Origin of the sequence: Pseudorhodoferax aquiterrae (assembly GCF_014652235.1) — a bacterium.
GTDB classification, from domain to species: domain Bacteria; phylum Pseudomonadota; class Gammaproteobacteria; order Burkholderiales; family Burkholderiaceae_C; genus Pseudorhodoferax; species Pseudorhodoferax aquiterrae.
In genome coordinates this window covers 91073-105620 of record NZ_BMYK01000004.1, presented here as the reverse complement: position 1 = coordinate 105620, position 14548 = coordinate 91073, and the positions used below count along the sequence as shown (strand labels likewise).

Annotated in this window: 15 protein-coding genes; 3 read left to right on the top strand and 12 right to left on the bottom strand. The window is 70.9% G+C overall.

All coding sequences use genetic code 11. From position 1 onward, the window contains the following. Window positions 1-17 precede the first annotated feature (17 nt). The 6 genes from IE209_RS34180 to IE209_RS08390 form a co-directional block, all read right to left on the bottom strand. Complete coding sequence (locus tag IE209_RS34180; protein WP_268245956.1) at window positions 18-146, bottom strand: hypothetical protein; 129 nt, start codon at window positions 144-146, stop codon at window positions 18-20. Between the two features lie 93 nt (window positions 147-239). Then, window positions 240-884 carry a hypothetical protein gene (locus IE209_RS08410; RefSeq protein WP_189686514.1) on the bottom strand — a complete coding sequence of 215 codons (645 nt, stop codon included), beginning with the start codon at window positions 882-884 and terminating at the stop codon, window positions 240-242. Between the two features lie 172 nt (window positions 885-1056). Next, on the bottom strand, window positions 1057-2400 hold the full coding sequence (locus IE209_RS08405; protein WP_189686513.1) for a sensor histidine kinase: 1344 nt from the start codon (window positions 2398-2400) through the stop codon (window positions 1057-1059). After that, window positions 2397-3065, bottom strand: coding sequence for a response regulator (locus tag IE209_RS08400; RefSeq protein ID WP_189686512.1), 669 nt, complete (start codon window positions 3063-3065; stop codon window positions 2397-2399). Before IE209_RS08400 ends, IE209_RS08405 begins: the two co-directional genes overlap by 4 nt. A 99-nt stretch (window positions 3066-3164) precedes the next feature. Continuing rightward, window positions 3165-3911 carry an SDR family NAD(P)-dependent oxidoreductase gene (locus tag IE209_RS08395; RefSeq protein ID WP_189686511.1) on the bottom strand — a complete coding sequence of 249 codons (747 nt, stop codon included), beginning with the start codon at window positions 3909-3911 and terminating at the stop codon, window positions 3165-3167. Between the two features lie 131 nt (window positions 3912-4042). After that, window positions 4043-4903, bottom strand: a complete 861-nt coding sequence (locus tag IE209_RS08390) for a LysR family transcriptional regulator (RefSeq protein ID WP_189686510.1) — start codon at window positions 4901-4903, stop codon at window positions 4043-4045. 125 nt (window positions 4904-5028) lie between these two features. On the opposite strand from IE209_RS08390, the gene IE209_RS08385 reads away from it, so the two are divergent. Together IE209_RS08385 and IE209_RS08380 are read left to right on the top strand one after the other, a co-directional pair. Beyond that, window positions 5029-5883: an oxidoreductase gene (locus tag IE209_RS08385; RefSeq protein ID WP_189686509.1), complete on the top strand. Its 855-nt coding sequence runs from the start codon at window positions 5029-5031 to the stop codon at window positions 5881-5883. Continuing rightward, on the top strand, window positions 5880-7298 hold the full coding sequence (locus IE209_RS08380) for an MFS transporter (RefSeq protein WP_229882752.1): 1419 nt from the start codon (window positions 5880-5882) through the stop codon (window positions 7296-7298). The genes IE209_RS08385 and IE209_RS08380 overlap by 4 nt, the downstream gene beginning before the upstream one ends. Here the strand turns inward: IE209_RS08380 and IE209_RS08375 are convergent. After that, on the bottom strand, window positions 7295-8080 hold the full coding sequence (locus tag IE209_RS08375; RefSeq protein WP_229882751.1) for a GntR family transcriptional regulator: 786 nt from the start codon (window positions 8078-8080) through the stop codon (window positions 7295-7297). The genes IE209_RS08380 and IE209_RS08375 overlap by 4 nt on opposite strands. Window positions 8081-8303: 223 nt before the next feature. Between IE209_RS08375 and IE209_RS08370 the strand changes: the two genes are divergently transcribed. Beyond that, on the top strand, window positions 8304-9320 hold the full coding sequence (locus IE209_RS08370; RefSeq protein ID WP_189686507.1) for a tripartite tricarboxylate transporter substrate binding protein: 1017 nt from the start codon (window positions 8304-8306) through the stop codon (window positions 9318-9320). Window positions 9321-9364: 44 nt separating this feature from the next. Here IE209_RS08370 and IE209_RS08365 read toward each other — a convergent pair whose 3' ends face one another. The 5 genes from IE209_RS08365 to leuD all read right to left on the bottom strand — a co-directional run bounded on the left by IE209_RS08365 (window position 9365) and on the right by leuD (window position 14534). Continuing rightward, window positions 9365-10360, bottom strand: a complete 996-nt coding sequence (locus IE209_RS08365) for a Bug family tripartite tricarboxylate transporter substrate binding protein (protein WP_189686506.1) — start codon at window positions 10358-10360, stop codon at window positions 9365-9367. A gap of 45 nt (window positions 10361-10405) precedes the next feature. Then, window positions 10406-11401, bottom strand: a complete 996-nt coding sequence (locus IE209_RS08360; RefSeq protein ID WP_189686505.1) for a Bug family tripartite tricarboxylate transporter substrate binding protein — start codon at window positions 11399-11401, stop codon at window positions 10406-10408. A 63-nt stretch (window positions 11402-11464) separates the two neighbouring features. Then, entirely contained in the window at window positions 11465-13081 is a 1617-nt protein-coding gene (locus IE209_RS08355; protein ID WP_308433155.1) for a long-chain-fatty-acid--CoA ligase, read from the bottom strand. A gap of 53 nt (window positions 13082-13134) precedes the next feature. Continuing rightward, window positions 13135-13869: a Sua5/YciO/YrdC/YwlC family protein gene (locus IE209_RS08350; RefSeq protein ID WP_189686504.1), complete on the bottom strand. Its 735-nt coding sequence runs from the start codon at window positions 13867-13869 to the stop codon at window positions 13135-13137. 47 nt (window positions 13870-13916) lie between these two features. Beyond that, complete coding sequence (gene leuD / locus IE209_RS08345) at window positions 13917-14534, bottom strand: 3-isopropylmalate dehydratase small subunit (RefSeq protein WP_189686503.1); 618 nt, start codon at window positions 14532-14534, stop codon at window positions 13917-13919. Between the last annotated feature and the right edge of the window lie 14 nt (window positions 14535-14548).

Below are 14548 nucleotides of genomic sequence, written 5' to 3'. Positions count from 1 at the left end.
GCCCGGATGGCGTGGTCCTACGGACGCCCCGCGCAGCGCGTCCGGATCATCCGGAGCTGCACCGCGGCGCAGGGGTCGATCGCGCCATGCCGCACGAAGCCGTACAGGCCGGCGGCGACCGGCACCAGGCTGATGGCGGCGTGCATGGCGTCCAGGAGTGAAAGAGGTGACGTCATGACAGTCCATGCATCGGGTGGGTTGGAAATTGCGCTGCAGCGCACCTTGGCCGGCCCATGCGCTCACATCGGCGGCACGACGCCGTTCTTGCCCACGATCACCTGGCCGGAACGGATGGCACCGTTCGCGGCCTTCTCGGCAGACACGAAGACCACGGCGCCGGGCTTGAGATCTTCGGCCGTGGCCGGCGCCAGCGTGACGACCGGCGTGTCCTGCTGGATGGAGATCTTCTTGTCCCGGCCGTGGTAGCTGACGGTCACCACGCTGCCCTGCACAGACTTGACCGCATCGGCCACGGTGGCATTGGTCATGGAGCTGTTGGGTTGCAGGTCCCAGCCGAAGCTGCCTTCGCCGACGCCCTTCATCTGCGGCGGGAAGATCAGCACTTCGAGCGCGCCATCACCCCCCTCCGACCTGGGCAGCGAGGCGATGCCGACGTAATCGCCCGGTTTGATGTCGTTCACGCTGGCCTTGGCGACTGCAGCGACCGACCAGCCGGGCTGGAGCGCGATGCTGACGGTGTTGCCCTCGCGCGCCTTGACCTGCAGTTGCTCGCCGGCCAGCGCCACGACGGTGCCGCGCACGCGGAGCTTCTGCGCGGCCGGCTCGGCGGCGACGGCGCTGCCGAGGCTGGCGAAGGTGCCGACGGCGAGCAGCGCGGCGGCGAGCCCGCGGTGGAGGGACTTGGTGTGGCGTGCGATGTGCATGGGTGTTCTCCTGTGCGACCGGGGTCGCGGATGGGTAGGGCGCGGTGCTGCTCGGCCATGGCGTCGAGGGCACCGCGATGCGGCGATGCGGGTCTGCATCACCGTGCTCGCACTGTAGGGAACGCCCTTTAGCGGACGCTGAGGGGTTTCTTAGCCCGGCGTGAGCCGAAGGTCAGCCGGCAGACTCGAGCCGCGCGACGAGACCGCTGCGGTCGTCCCGGTTGTGCAGGCTCAGCGTCAGGCCGCAGCGTTGCGCGGCGGCCTGTGCGATGGCCAGGCCCAGGCCGCTGCCGCCCGGGGCGCTGCCGGGCACACGGTAGAAGCGGTCGAACACCCGGCCCAGCAGTTCGGGGGCGATGCCGGGGCCGGTGTCGACCACCTCCACCACGGTGCGTCCCGGTGTGTGCACCAGACGCACGTCCACCACGCCCCCTTCGGGCGTGTAGCGCAGCGCGTTCTCGATGAGGTTGTCCAGCGCGCTGCGCAGGTCGCCGGCGCTGCAGCCCAGCCGCAAGGGCCCCATGCCCTCGGCCGCCACCAAGCCCAGGTCGATGCGGCGCTGGTCGGCCAGCGCGATCAGCGTGCGGATGCTCTCGCGCACATGCGCCTGCACGTCCACGCTGGCGCCGCTGTCCGCCGGGGCCGCCTCCTGGCGCGACATCTTGAGCAGCTGGTCCACGAGCCGCTTGGCGCGGCCGACGCCGGCCTCCAGCTGCTCGAAGCGCTGCGCCGCCGGTCCGGCCGCCAGGTCTTCGCGCAGGTTCTCCAGTTGCAGACCGACGGCGGCGATCGGCGTGCGCAATTCGTGCGCCGCGTCCTGCACGAACAGGCGCTGCGCGGCGAAGCTGTCGCGCAGCCGCGCCAGCAGGTGGTTGAAGGACGCGACCAGCGGGCGGATCTCGTCCGGCACGCGCTCCAGCGGAAGCTCGGCGATGCTCTGCGCGTCCTGCTGTGCTGCCTGCTGGCCGATGGCGCGCAGCCGGCCGGAGATGGCACGCACGACGCCCCACAGCACCAGCATCGACAGCGGCAACAGCAACAGCACGGGCAAGGCGGCTTCGCCAGCGCGGCCGAAGGCCAGGCCGGCGCGGAAGCTGGCACTTTGCAGCACCTGGACCATCTGGCCATCGCGCGTCGCAGCCGCATAGACCCGCCAGCGCTGTCCACTGTCCTCGAGGTCCTGCAGTCCCGGGTGCGGCATGCGCCGTGCCACCACCCCGTTCCATGAGGCCATCAGGGGCTGGCCATCGGCGGCGAAGAACTGCAGGACATACAGGCCGCGCCCGTGCACGTCTTCGGCGCTGAGTTCCGGCGCCTGGCCGGGATGGCCCTGCCGGGCCATCGCATCGCCGAGTTGCACCATCTGGTCGTCCAGGAAGCCGGCCGCCATGTGCGTGACCATGCGGTACGACAGCCCGGCGGAGGCCAGCGCCACCGCCAGGAAGGTGGGCACGAGCCAGGCCATGAGCGTGCCGCGGATCGAGCGCATGCGGCCGCTCCCCACCAGCGGGCTCATGGCGATGGCGCCACCACGCGCCAGCCCAGGCCGCGCACGTTGCGGATGGTATCCGGGCCGAGCTTGCGGCGCATGCCGTGGATCAGCACGTCCACGGCATTGCTGGTGACCTCCTCGCCCCAGCCGTAGATGCGGTTCTCCAACTGCTCGCGCGACAGGATGGCGCCGGACCGCTCCATCAGCGCATGCAGCAGCGCGAACTCTCGCGCAGACAACTGCGCGCGCACGCCGCGTACCAGCACCTCGCGCGTGCCGAGGTCCAGCTGCAGCGCGCCTTCCTCGCCGATCAGCGAATGCGCTGCGCCGTCGCGGCGCCGGATCACGGCACGCATGCGTGCCAGCAACTCACGCAGCTCGTAGGGTTTGACCAGGTAGTCGTCCGCGCCAAGGTCGAGGCCGTCGACACGGTCGTCCAGCCCATCGCGCGCGGTCAGCACCACCACCGGCGTGGTTTCGCCCGCGGCACGGGCACGGCGCAGCACTTCCACGCCATCGCGCCGGGGCAGTCCCAGGTCCAGCAGCACGCAGGCATAGCCGCCATCGGCCAGGGCGCTCTGGGCGAGCACACCGTCCTTGACCCAGTCCACCGACCAGCCCTGGCGCGTCAGCGCCTCGCGCAGGCTGTGCCCGATCATCTCGTCGTCCTCGACCAGCAATACACGCATGGGCTGCAGCTTAGCGGGCCTGCGTTAGGCGGGCATTAGCCTGGCAGGCAGCGGTCCCGCTCCGCAGCCATCGGTAAAGCGCGTCGCACGGCCAGCATGTCAACGCATGCCGCCCGACCCCAGAATCACCTCGCCCGTCACCCAGCCCGCATCGTCCGACGCGAGGAACGCCACGATCGGAGCGATGTCCTGGACCTGGCCGATGCGGCCCAGCGGCGTGCGTTCCTCGTTCCACGCCTGAAAGGCCGAACCGACCACGCCGGCCGCGTGCGTGCCTTCGGTCTCGACCAGGCCGGGGCACACCGCGTTGACGCGGATGCCGCGGGGACCCAGCTCGCGCGCCAGCACGCCCGTGATGGCATCGATCGCGCCTTTCGTTCCGGTGTAGATGGCGCTCTCGGCGGGCAGGACGCTGGTGACGTTCGAACCGATGTTGATGATGCTGCCACCCTGCGCCAGATGCGGTACAGCGGCCCCGCAGACCAGCAGCGGGCCGAGCACATTGGTGTCGAACTGCTGGCGGTACAGCGCTTCGGTGGTCTCCTCGATCCGGGCGAACTGGTAGATCCCCGCGTTGTTCACGACGATGTCCAGGCGCCCGAAATGGTCGATGGCCGCCTGGACCAGTGACGCGACCTGCGCCCGGTCGGTGACGTCGGCCGCCACCGCCACGGCGCTGCCGCCAGCGGCTTCGATGTCGGCGACCACCGCGTCCGCATCGCTCTTGTTCCGGGCGTAGTTGACGACCACCTTCGCGCCTTCTGCCGCGAGTCTGCGGGCGATGCCCGCCCCGATGCCTTTGGACGCGCCTGTGACGAGCGCGACCTTGTCCTTCAATCCGTTCATGGATGCGTTCCTCTGGAGGCCGGTCCGGCATGGACCAGCGAGAACGCGAATCATGGTGCCTACACCGGCGTTTGGACACTGCCATTCCTGCACCGTGTCCGTACGTTTTTGAACACGGCCGGGGCGCAGGTTCAGCCCTGCAGATGGGCAATGTGCTCGTTCGCCGTCGCGATGAAGGCGCGCAGGCGGTTCAGCCGTCGCAGATCGCGGTGGTAACCCATCCAGATGTCCCTGGTCGGCGGCTCGACCGGCAACTGGAGCCGGCGCAGACCGCCCACCTGGTTGCCCACCACCTGCGGCAGCACGGCGATGCCGATGCCCTGGGCGCACATGCGCGCCTGTACGTTGCGGTTGTTGGATGCCAGCAGCGGCCTGGCGTTGGGGAAGCTGTCCTTCAGCCAGGCGATGTCGGGGAACTGGCCGGTCGAGGTGTCGTGCGTGATGAGCCGGTGCCCGGCGCCATCGCCGAACACCGGGTCGGGCGAGTCCACCGCGATGTAGACCCCGTACGGCAGGCGGACGAGCCTGCGCTGCACCACGTCCTGCGCGTTGAAGGGCACGATGCGGAACGCGATGTCGGCCTCGCGCTGGGCCAGGTTGAACAGGCGTGTTCCCGTCAGCACCTCCACGTCGACGTGCGGATAGGACCTGGCGTAGTCCGCGACGATCGGCGGCAACACATAGGCGCCGAACCAGTCTGCCGACGAGATCCGCAGGCTGCCTTGCAGCTTCTCTTCCCGGCCCGCCAGGCGCCGCTCCATCGCCAGCGCGCCTTCCTCCATCTGCTCGGCCAACGCGACGATGCCCGCGCCCTCGTCGGTGGGCACGAAACCATCGGCCGTGCGCTGGAACAGCGTGTGGCCCACGGCCTGCTCCAGTGCCCGCAGGCGGCGCCCGATGGTCGGATGGCTCAGCTGCAAGGCGCGCGCCGCACCGCCCAGGGTGCCCGCCCGCACGACGGCCAGGAAGATGCGGACATCGCTCCACTCCATGCCACGGCCCCTTTCAGAAATGAACGGCGAGCGTACAGCATTGTCAGTTGTCGAACAGATTCAGACCGCTAGATTCGTTGCATGGCGGTGCCGCACCAGGCCCCGCAATGCATCGAAAGGAAGACATGGACAAGACATGGTTGATCACGGGCTGCTCGGCCGGCCTGGGCCGCGCACTCGCCGAATCCGTGGCCGCGCGCGGTGACCGACTGGTCGCCACCGCACGGTCTGCCGCGGCCCTGGAAGACCTGCGCGACCGCTACCCCGACACCGTGCAGGCGGTCGCGCTCGACGTCACCCGACCTGGCGACGCCGCGCGGGCGGTGGCTTTGGCAGAGCGCAGCTTCGGCGGGCTGGACGTTCTCGTCAACAACGCAGGCATCGGCTTCATCGGGGCCATCGAGGAAGGCGAGCCCCACGAATACCGGCCGGTCTTCGAGACCAATGTGTTCGGCCTGATCGAAACCACCCGCGCCGCGTTGCCGGCCCTGCGCCGACGCAAGGGAGCGCGCATCGTCAACCTGTCGTCCGGCGCGGGCATTGCGGGTTCGGCCGGCTCCGGCTTCTACAACGCGACCAAGTTCGCGGTGGAAGGGCTGTCCGAAGCGCTGGCCGAGGAACTCGCGCCCCTGGGCGTGCGGGTGGTCATCGTCGAGCCCGGGCCTTTCCGCACCGACTTCCTGGGGCGCTCGATCGCCTCGGCGGCCCGCCAGATCGACGCCTACGCCCAGACGGCGCATGCCCGCCACCACTACCGCGCACGCAACGATGGCCGGCAGGCCGGTGATCCGGCCAAGGCCGTCGCCGTCGTGCTGCGGGCCGTCGATGCAGAGGACCCGCCCTTGCACCTGCCGCTCGGGCCGGCGGCACACCGGACCGCCGAACGCAAGCTGGACGCCTTCCGCGCCGACATCGCGGCGTGGCGAGACGTCTCCATCGCGACCGACTTCGCGCACGACGAAGGGGGGCAAGCGTCATGAAGGCGGCCATGGTGCTCGCGGCGCCCGAACAAGGCAGCGTCGATCCCCGCCGCTGGCTGGCCCTGTGCGTGCTGCTGGCCGGCACGCTGCTGCCGCCGCTGGACTTCTTCGTCGTCAATGTGGCGCTGCCCGCCATCCAGGCGGACCTGCAGGCGACGCCTGCGCTGGCCCAGCTGGTCGTGTCCGTGTACGCGGCGGCCTATGCCGTCACGCTGATCCTCGGCGGGCGCCTGGGCGACCTCTATGGGCGCAAGCGGATGTTCCTCGTCGGGATGCTGGGATTCGGCCTCGCATCGGCCCTGTGCGGCTGCGCGCCCTCGCCGGGCGTGCTGGTCGCGGGCCGGCTGCTGCAAGGCATCAGCGCCGCGGTCATGGCACCGCAGTCGCTGGCGTCCATCCATGCCCTCTTCCCGGACCGGGAAAAGTCACGTGCACTGGGCATCTATGGCGCCACCTTCGGCGCAGCCTCCGTGGCCGGCCAGTTGCTGGGCGGCCTGCTGGTCTCGGCCGATCTGTTCGGGCTGGGGTGGCGCATGGTCTTCCTGATCAACCTGCCGGTCATCGCGCTGGCCGTGCCGGCGGCGATCTCCTGGGTGCGCGACAGCCGCTCCGAGCAGGCAGCGCGCCTGGACATCGTGGGCGCGCTGCTGCTGGCCGCAGGCCTGCTGGCGCTGGTCGTGCCATTGATCGAAGGGCGCGAGCGCGGCTGGCCGGCGTGGTGCATCGGCCTGCTGGCCCTGGGCCCGCCGCTGCTGCTCGCGTTCTGGTGCTGCGAACAGCGGCTGGAGCGCAGGCAGGGCACGCCGCTGGTCCCGCCGTCCGCGCTGGCGTCACCAGGGCTGCGGCGCAGCCTCGCCGCGACGTTCTTCTTCTACACCCTGGCGCCGTTCTTCCTGGTGTTCGCGGTCTACCAGCAGGCCGGACTGGGCCATGGCCCCCTGGCCGCGGGCCTGGCCGTGCTGCCGCTCGGCATCGGCTTCCTGCTCGGTCCGCTCTGCAGCGCACCCCTGGCACAGCGGCTCAAGGCCGACACGGCGGCCTTCGGCATGGGCCTGGAGGCGGTCGGCGCGCTGGCTGCGGCCGGCCTGGCCTGGGCCGATGCACCCACGTGGCTGGTAGCGCCGCTGTTCCTCATCGGGCTGGGCCAGGGCATCGCGCTGCCCGCGCTGGTGCGGCTCAACGTGGACCAGGTGGACGCACGCTGGGCTGGCCTGGCAGCGGGCCTCGTGAATGCCACGCTGCAGATCAGCGCGGCCGTGTCGACGGCCACCATCGGCGGACTGTTCTTCGCGCTGTCGTCGCGAGGCACCGGGCCGGACGCCGTGAAAGCCGCCTTCCCGGTCGCATCGCTGGCCATCGCTGCGGGCCTGGCGCTGGCAGCGTCGTTGAGCCGAAAGCCCCGGATCGCGCGCTAGGAGCGTGGGCGGCCGCCCACCTCATGGACGAAGTGGCCACCGCTCAGCGTGTTGACCGTCTCCCCCGGGATGTCCATGAGCATGCGGCTGCGCTCGGGCGTCATGGTGACGGTGATGTACTCCACGGGGCGCGCATCGGGATCGTGGATGACGCGCACGATCTTGAGCAGGGCCGCGCCCACGTCCGTCTGCATCAGCCTGGCCTGCAGCGGGTCGCTGAGTTCGGCCGTGACCTCCTGGATCACGCGGCCGAACTTCACGCCCTGGGCCAGCAGGATCTCGTAGAGCGCATGCTTGCGCAGCGACGCCGCGGTGACCTGCTTGCCCAGGCGGGCCGGCACCCACGCGTCGGACAGCATGACGGGCGTTCCGTCCACGCTGCGCAGACGCAGCGCGTGCACCGCCTTCTCGCCGGGCGCGAGCTGCAGCAGCGCGGCAACGTCGGGTGGGGCCTCGGTCTGCTCGACCCGCAGCACCTGCACCTGCGTCTCCGCCGCCGTCTTGCGCAGGCTGTCGATCAGCGACAGGCTGGGCCGCGGCCGCGCCAAGGGCAGCTTGTCCTGCCGGACGAAGGTGCCCCGGCCATGGCGCCGCTCGACGAAGCCTTGCGCCGCCAGATCGGCCAGCGCGCGCCGCACGGTGATGCGCGACACACCGAAGCGCTCGCACAAGGACTCCTCCTTGGGCAACAGGCCGGAGCCCGCATACACGCCGCGCAGGATCTCGTCGCGCAGCACCACGAAGAGCTGCCGGTGCAGCGAGGTGCCAGGGGCACGGGGCATGGGGCTGGAAGCGACATCGGCCAGGGCGTTCGCGGACTTCATCGACGGGCAGGACAGAGGTGCGGAGGCGGCCGAGCATAGCCGCTCGGTCTGTGTTTGTGTCGTCATACCGCCAGGACATGCATCGCACCGTTGACAACACCTGAGGTTGTCATATGATTATGATGACAATCCCTCGGCATGCGTGTGCGTAGCGCGCCGGGGACATCACAAGGAGACACCGATGCCGCACCCACTCGCCCTCGACGCCCGGCGCACAACCGGCGTGGCGCCGCACAGCGCCGCGCACGCAGGAGCCCTGTCCCGACGCAGTGTCCTCGGCTGCGCCGCGGCACTGGCCTGCGGCGCAGCCGCAGCCGCCCCATCCGCGTGGTCGCCGACGCGGCCGCTGGAAATGCTGGTGAGCTTTCCGGCCGGGGGCACCGCAGACACCCTGGCACGCCTGCTGGGCGACCGCCTGGGCAAGGCACACGGCTGGCAGAACGTCGTCGTGAACCGGCCGGGCGGTGGTGGCCTCGTCCTGCAGAACGCGCTGAAGTCCTCCAAGACCGACGGCCACACGGTCGGCTTCGGCGCGAGCTACGAGCTGACCTACCCGGTCGGCGAGCGGCTGCAGACCGACCGCCTGCAGGCGTTCGACGCCCTGTGCAGCATCGCTGCCCTGCCCGTGTGCATCATGGCGCGCCCCGATGCCAGGCTCGACACCGTGGACGACTGGCGGCGCAAGGCTGCCGCCGGGCAAGCTCTGACCTTCGGCGTGTCACCGCCGTTCGAATGGGTGGGTGAGCGGCTGGCGCGGCTGCTGAAGATGGAGATCATCGCGGTGCCGTTCCGCGGCAGCAGCGAGATCAACCAGCAACTGTTGGGCGGCACGCTGGACCTGGCGATGTCTGCGGGCAGCCACGTACCGCTCGAACGCGCCCACCGGGCCAAGGTGGTCGTTGCCGTGACCAAGTCGCGCATGCCCAGCCATCCGGAGGTGCCGACGCTGCGCGAAGTCGGCGCGGACCTGGCCATCCAGTCGCGCTTCATCGTGTTCGCCAACAGCAACGTCCCCGCGGCCGTGCGGTCGGCGCTGTCGGACCTGTTCACGGAGGTGGCGCAGGAGCGCATGCTGCAGGACGCCCTGCGCGAGCGCGGGCTCATCCCCGAAGCGCTGCAAGGGGCCCCGCTGCTGCGCGAGCTGCAGGAGGAGGTGCAGATCGGCAACGGCATCGGCCGGGCACCGGCAACACGCTGAGAGACCCGGCGGCGGCCGGGGACGGTCGGCCGCTCCCGGCGCCGTCACGGCTCCAGCGGGTAACGCTGGACCAGCGAACCGAGCCGTGCGCTCTCCTGCCGCACCTGGGCCGCGAACTCGGCGGGCGTGTTGACCACCGGCTCCGCGCCCGCGGCCGCGATGGTCCGCTGCACGTCGGGATCCTGCACCGCTTCGCGCAGCGCTGCGGCGATGGCGTGGGCCACGTGCGCGGGCAGCCCGGCCGGCGCGAAGACGCCGAACCAGTTGACGGAACGGAATGCGCCGAAACCCGCCTCCTGCGCGGTCGGCACCTCCGGCAGCACGGCCGCGCGCCTGTCACCGGTGGTGGCCAGGAAGCGCAGCGTGCCTGCCCTGGCATGGGGCAGCGCGGCGGCGATGCCGGTGAAGGACATGTTGACGTTGTTCGCGACCAGGTCCGCCACGACGGCGCTGGTGCCGCGGTAGTTGACGACGACCGCGTCCGCGAGCTTCGCCTCCGCGACAAACTGGTTCGACATCAGCCGCGACTGGTTGTCGGTGGTGCCGAGCGCGCAGCGCTGCGCCGCACGTCCGCAGTACGCCACGAACTCGGCCACGGTCTTCACGGGCATCTTCGCGCTCACGACGATGGCGTTGGACGCCTGCGCGATGGCAGTGACGGGCAGCAGCCGCTGCAGCGGGTCGATGCCGCGCAGTCCCGGCGTGTACCGGGTCAGCGCGATCGATGGCACCTGCAGCAGCAGGCTGCTGCCATCGGGCGCGGCGTCCATGACGCGGCGCGTGCCGATCAGGCCGTCGGCGCCCGGGATGTTCTCGACGATGACCGGCTGTTGCCAGATGAGGGCCAGTTGCCGGGATACGGCGCGGGCGACGGTGTCCGTCCCGCCGCCCGGGGCGTAGGGCACGACGACGGTCACCGGCTTGGCAGGCCGCCAGGGCTGGGCCTGCGCGGATGCTGCGCCCGGCACGGCGGCCGCGGCCCCCAGCGCCAGCGCGCAGAGCGCGAACAGTTGCTTCACACGCGATGTCGTCGACACCATGGTCTTGTCCTTTGCTGCAGTTCCAGGGGGAAGTCGATGCGCGTTTCAATCCAGCTTGAGTCTGGCCGCCTGGATCAGGTCGCGCCACCTGACCAGATCGTCTTCGAATGCCTTGCGCGCCTGTGCCGGTGCACGGTGGCCAACCAGCAGGCCTGTGCCCTCCAGGGTGCGCACGACCTCCGGATCGGCCAGCACCGCCGCGAGCGCCGCGCTCAGGCGCTCGAATACGGGCGCCGGCAAGTTGCGCGGCGCCAGCACGCCGCTCATGTAGGTGGCCTGCAGCGCCGGGAAGCCGAGTTCCGCCACCGTCGGCACGCCGGGCAGGACGGCGAGCCGCTGGCCCGTGGTGACCGCCAGCGCCTTGAGCCGACCCGATTGCACGTGCTGCACGATGCCCGTGGGCGCGAAGAACGCCATGTCCACCGTGCCGGCGATCAGATCGGTGCTGGCCTGGCCGGAACCTTTGTAGGCCACGTGCGTGATGTTCATGCGCGCGGCCATGCGCATCATCTCGCCCTCCAGGTGCGGGATGCTGCCCACGCCGCCGGAGGCATAGGACAGACCCTGCGGCCGGGCATGCGAGAGCGCCGCCAGTTCGTGGATGTCCTTGGCCGCCACGGCGGGATGCGTCACCAGCACCATCGGCAACTCGCCGATGCCGCCGACGTAGCTGAAGTCGGCCGGCCGGTAGCCCACCGACCGGTAGGCCGGCGTGACCGAGATGGCGCCGTTGTCGGCCAGGTACAGGGTGTAGCCGTCCGCGGCCGACTGCGCCACCAGTTGCGCGGCGATCGCACCACCGGCGCCGGGCCGGTAGTCCAGCACCACCGGCACGCCCAGGTGGCGCTCCAGGCCCAGGGCCAGGGGCCGGCCCACGCCGTCGCCCCCGCCGCCCGGCGGGTAGCCGATGACGAACTTGATCGGCTGCTGCGGCCAGGCCTTCTGCGCGCGCACCCAGGGCGCGGCCAGGGCACCGGCGGCCAGGGCGGCCGCGCTGCGGCGCGTCATGCCGCGCAGCGGTTGGGGGGATGGGGTGTGCATGGCGGTCTCCTCGTTGTCATGGGGCGGCCGCCCGTGCACAGGCGGCCGTCCGGTGGCGCGGCGTCAAGGCGACGGCGCGGCTGCGAAGCGCGCGCGCAGCACGGTCTTGAGCACCTTGCCGGTGGCGCCGTGCGGCAGCGCATCGACGAACTCGATCGCCTCGGGCAGCCACCACTTGGCCACCAGGGGCGCCAGGTGCGCGCGCAACGCGTCGGCGTCGAGCACCTGCCCGGGCCGCAGCACGCAGACCAGCAGCGGCCGCTCGTCCCATTTGGGATGCGGGATGCCGATGACGGCAGCCTCCAGCACGGCCGGGTGCGTCATGGCTGCGTTCTCCAGCGCGATGGAGCTGATCCACTCGCCGCCGGACTTCACGACGTCCTTGGCGCGGTCGACGATCTGCATGAAGCCGTCCGCGTCGATGGTCGCGATGTCGCCCGTGTCGAACCAGCCGTCCGCACGGGCACCCGGCACGCCGCCCTGGTAGGTCTGCACCACCCAGGGGCCCCGCACCAGCAGGCGGCCCGAGGTCGCGCCGTCGCGCGCCAACACCCGGCCGTCCTCGTCCTCCAGCCGCATCTCCACGCCGAAGAGTTCGCGGCCCTGCTTGGTCTGCAGCCGGATGCGTTCGTCCGCGGGCAGGCCCCGCTGGCGCGGCGTGGGCTGGTTCAGCGCGGCGACGGGGCTGGTTTCGGTCATGCCCCAGCCATGCAGCACGCGCACGTCGTGGTCGACCTCGAAGGCCCGCACCATGGCCTCACCCGCTGCGGCGCCACCGATGACGGTCCGGCGCAGCGTGCCGAAGCGCAGCCCCTGCGAACGCACGTGCTCGAGCAGGCCGAGCCAGATCGTCGGCACGCCGGCGGCCATCGTCACGCCCTCGGCCTCGCAGAGTTCGTACAGGCTTTTGCCGTCCAGCGCCGGCCCGGGAAACACGATCTTGGCGCCGACCATGGGCAGCGAGAACGGCAGGCCCCAGGCGTTGACGTGGAACATGGGCACCACGGGCAGCACGGCGTCCTGCGCGGACAGACCCAGCACATCCGGCAAGGCACTGGCCCAGGCGTGCAGCAGCGTGGAGCGCGGCGTGTAGGCGACGCCCTTGGGGTCGCCGGTGGTGCCCGAGGTGTAGCACAGGCCACAGGGCGCGTTCTCATCCGGCGTCGGCCAGTCCACCTCGGCATCGGACTGGCGCGCGAGCAGCTCCTCGTAGTCCAGCACCTCCACCGGTGGGGCCGCCATGGTCGCCGTGCGGCTCAGCAGCACGAAGCGGGTCACCGTGCGCAGGCCGGCCGCGGCCGCGGCCACCAGCGGCGCGAAGCTGGCGTCGAAGCACAGCACGCGGTCGCCGGCGTGGTTGCAGATCCAGACGAGCTGGTCCACCGTGAGGCGCGGGTTCAGCGTGTGGCAGACCGCGCCGATGGCCATGCTGCCGTAGTACAGCTCCAGGTGGCGGTCCGTGTTCCAGGCGAGCGTGGCGACCTTGTCGCCGCGCGCCACGCCCAGCGCCTCCAGCGCACGCGCCAGACGGCACACGCGCTGGTAGGTGGCGGCATAGGTGCTGCGGTGCACGTCGCCTTCCACGCGTCGCGACACGATCTCCACCTGCGGGTGGTTGCGGGCAGCGTGTCGCAGCAGGTCGATCACGCGCAGCGGCATGGGCATGGGGTGTCCATCCACGGCTTGGCTCCTGAAAGTGGGGGTGGGCGCAGGCGCCTGGCCTGCGCGGGTGCTCAGGCGACGTTGCTGAGCGCGAACTCGTTGACGTGGCCCGAAGGCAGTGCCGCCATGCCGGGGTCCTGGGGCAGCTCCACGCGGAACCAGCGCCGCAGCACGTCGGCGATGAGGTCATAGCACGCGCCGAAGCGGATCACCTGCATGGTTTGGAAGTTGATCAGCGTGCCCGAGCGGCCGTACATGTGGTAGCGGCACAGGCCGTGGTCGACCTGGATGTCGGCGATCGCGCGCAGCTCGGGCTGGACCTCCTCGATCGTGAAGCGCGAGCCGGTGCCCGAGATGTTGGCCGAGGAGCCGAACAGCGGCACCAGTTCCTCGCGCGAGATCCGCGTCAGCTCCTTGTGCAGCGGGCCGGCGTTGAGCAGGTTGCCGATGGTGCCGCCGGCCGAGGAAGCCTTCAGCGCCTCGTCCCCGAGCCTGGCCAGCAGCGGATGGTCGGGCCGGAACGGGCCGATCACGCCCAGCGGCAGGTCGTAGTCCAGCACGATGGCCTCCACCATTTCCTGCGCGCGTTTGTCCAGCGTCATGAGGTCGCGCTGCATCGGCAGGTCGGCCGCCATGGCATTGCGTTTGTGGCCACCGCGCTGCTTGGTGTCGAAGATCTTGCGCAGCGGCGCCATGGAGGCGCCGCACATGGCGTAGCCGGTGTGCTGCGGCACGAGGGCGATGCCGCCGTTCTTGACGACATCGATGATGCGCCGGGCGTCGCCGGCAATGTCGAGGGTGGGCATGGTCAGTCTCCTGGTGTGGTTGAGGATGGTGGTGGAAAGTCCGAAGTTCAGGTGCACACGGGCTGCCAGGCCCAGGGGCGCTGCACGCGGTCGCGCGCCTGCCAGGCGCGGATCGCCGCGTCGTCGCGCAGCGTCAGGCCGATGGCGTCGAGCCCGCTCAGCAGGCCTTCGCGGCGTGTCGCGTCGATCGCAAAGGGCTGCACGGCCCCATCGCCGGCGCGGATCTCGCAGGCCTGCAGGTCGACGGTGAGCGGCGCGCCATCGGCACAGTGCGCGGCCAGCGCCTCGATCTGCGTGAGCGGCAGCCGCACCGGCAGCACGCCGTTCTGGAAGCAGTTGGCAAAGAAGATGTCGCCGTAGCTGGGCGCGATGACGGCGCGAATGCCCAGGCACATGAGCGCCCAGACGGCGCCCTCGCGCGAAGAGCCGCAGCCGAAGTTGTCGCCGGCCAGCAGGAAGGGCGCGTCCCGGAAACGCGCGGCGTTCAGGATGCAGTCGGGGTCGGGGTTGCCGTCGGGCCGGTAGCGTAAGGACTCGAACGCGTACGGGCCGAGCTGGTCCTTGGGCAGGCTGGTCAGGCGCTCGATGCGCACGATGAGGTCGGTGTCGACGTTCGCGCGCAGGAAGGGAATGGCGCAGCCGGTGACGGTGGTGAAGGCTTGCATGGCGTGGTGTTCCG

Excerpts from the sequence above, each read along its gene's own strand:
- IE209_RS08395 (WP_189686511.1), bottom strand. The coding sequence starts at position 3,911 with ATGAACGGATTGAAGGACAAGGTCGCGCTCGTCACAGGCGCGTCCAAA.
- IE209_RS08365 (WP_189686506.1), bottom strand. The coding sequence starts at position 10,360 with ATGGTGTCGACGACATCGCGTGTGAAGCAACTGTTCGCGCTCTGCGCG.
- IE209_RS08400 (WP_189686512.1), bottom strand. The coding sequence starts at position 3,065 with ATGCGTGTATTGCTGGTCGAGGACGACGAGATGATCGGGCACAGCCTG.
- IE209_RS08375 (WP_229882751.1), bottom strand. The coding sequence starts at position 8,080 with ATGCCCCGTGCCCCTGGCACCTCGCTGCACCGGCAGCTCTTCGTGGTG.
- IE209_RS08385 (WP_189686509.1), top strand. The coding sequence starts at position 5,029 with ATGGACAAGACATGGTTGATCACGGGCTGCTCGGCCGGCCTGGGCCGC.
- IE209_RS08410 (WP_189686514.1), bottom strand. The coding sequence starts at position 884 with ATGCACATCGCACGCCACACCAAGTCCCTCCACCGCGGGCTCGCCGCC.
- IE209_RS08405 (WP_189686513.1), bottom strand. The coding sequence starts at position 2,400 with ATGAGCCCGCTGGTGGGGAGCGGCCGCATGCGCTCGATCCGCGGCACG.
- IE209_RS08360 (WP_189686505.1), bottom strand. The coding sequence starts at position 11,401 with ATGCACACCCCATCCCCCCAACCGCTGCGCGGCATGACGCGCCGCAGC.
- leuD (WP_189686503.1), bottom strand. The coding sequence starts at position 14,534 with ATGCAAGCCTTCACCACCGTCACCGGCTGCGCCATTCCCTTCCTGCGC.
- IE209_RS08380 (WP_229882752.1), top strand. The coding sequence starts at position 5,880 with ATGAAGGCGGCCATGGTGCTCGCGGCGCCCGAACAAGGCAGCGTCGAT.
- IE209_RS08350 (WP_189686504.1), bottom strand. The coding sequence starts at position 13,869 with ATGCCCACCCTCGACATTGCCGGCGACGCCCGGCGCATCATCGATGTC.
- IE209_RS08370 (WP_189686507.1), top strand. The coding sequence starts at position 8,304 with ATGCCGCACCCACTCGCCCTCGACGCCCGGCGCACAACCGGCGTGGCG.
- IE209_RS34180 (WP_268245956.1), bottom strand. The coding sequence starts at position 146 with ATGCACGCCGCCATCAGCCTGGTGCCGGTCGCCGCCGGCCTGTACGGC.
- IE209_RS08390 (WP_189686510.1), bottom strand. The coding sequence starts at position 4,903 with ATGGAGTGGAGCGATGTCCGCATCTTCCTGGCCGTCGTGCGGGCGGGC.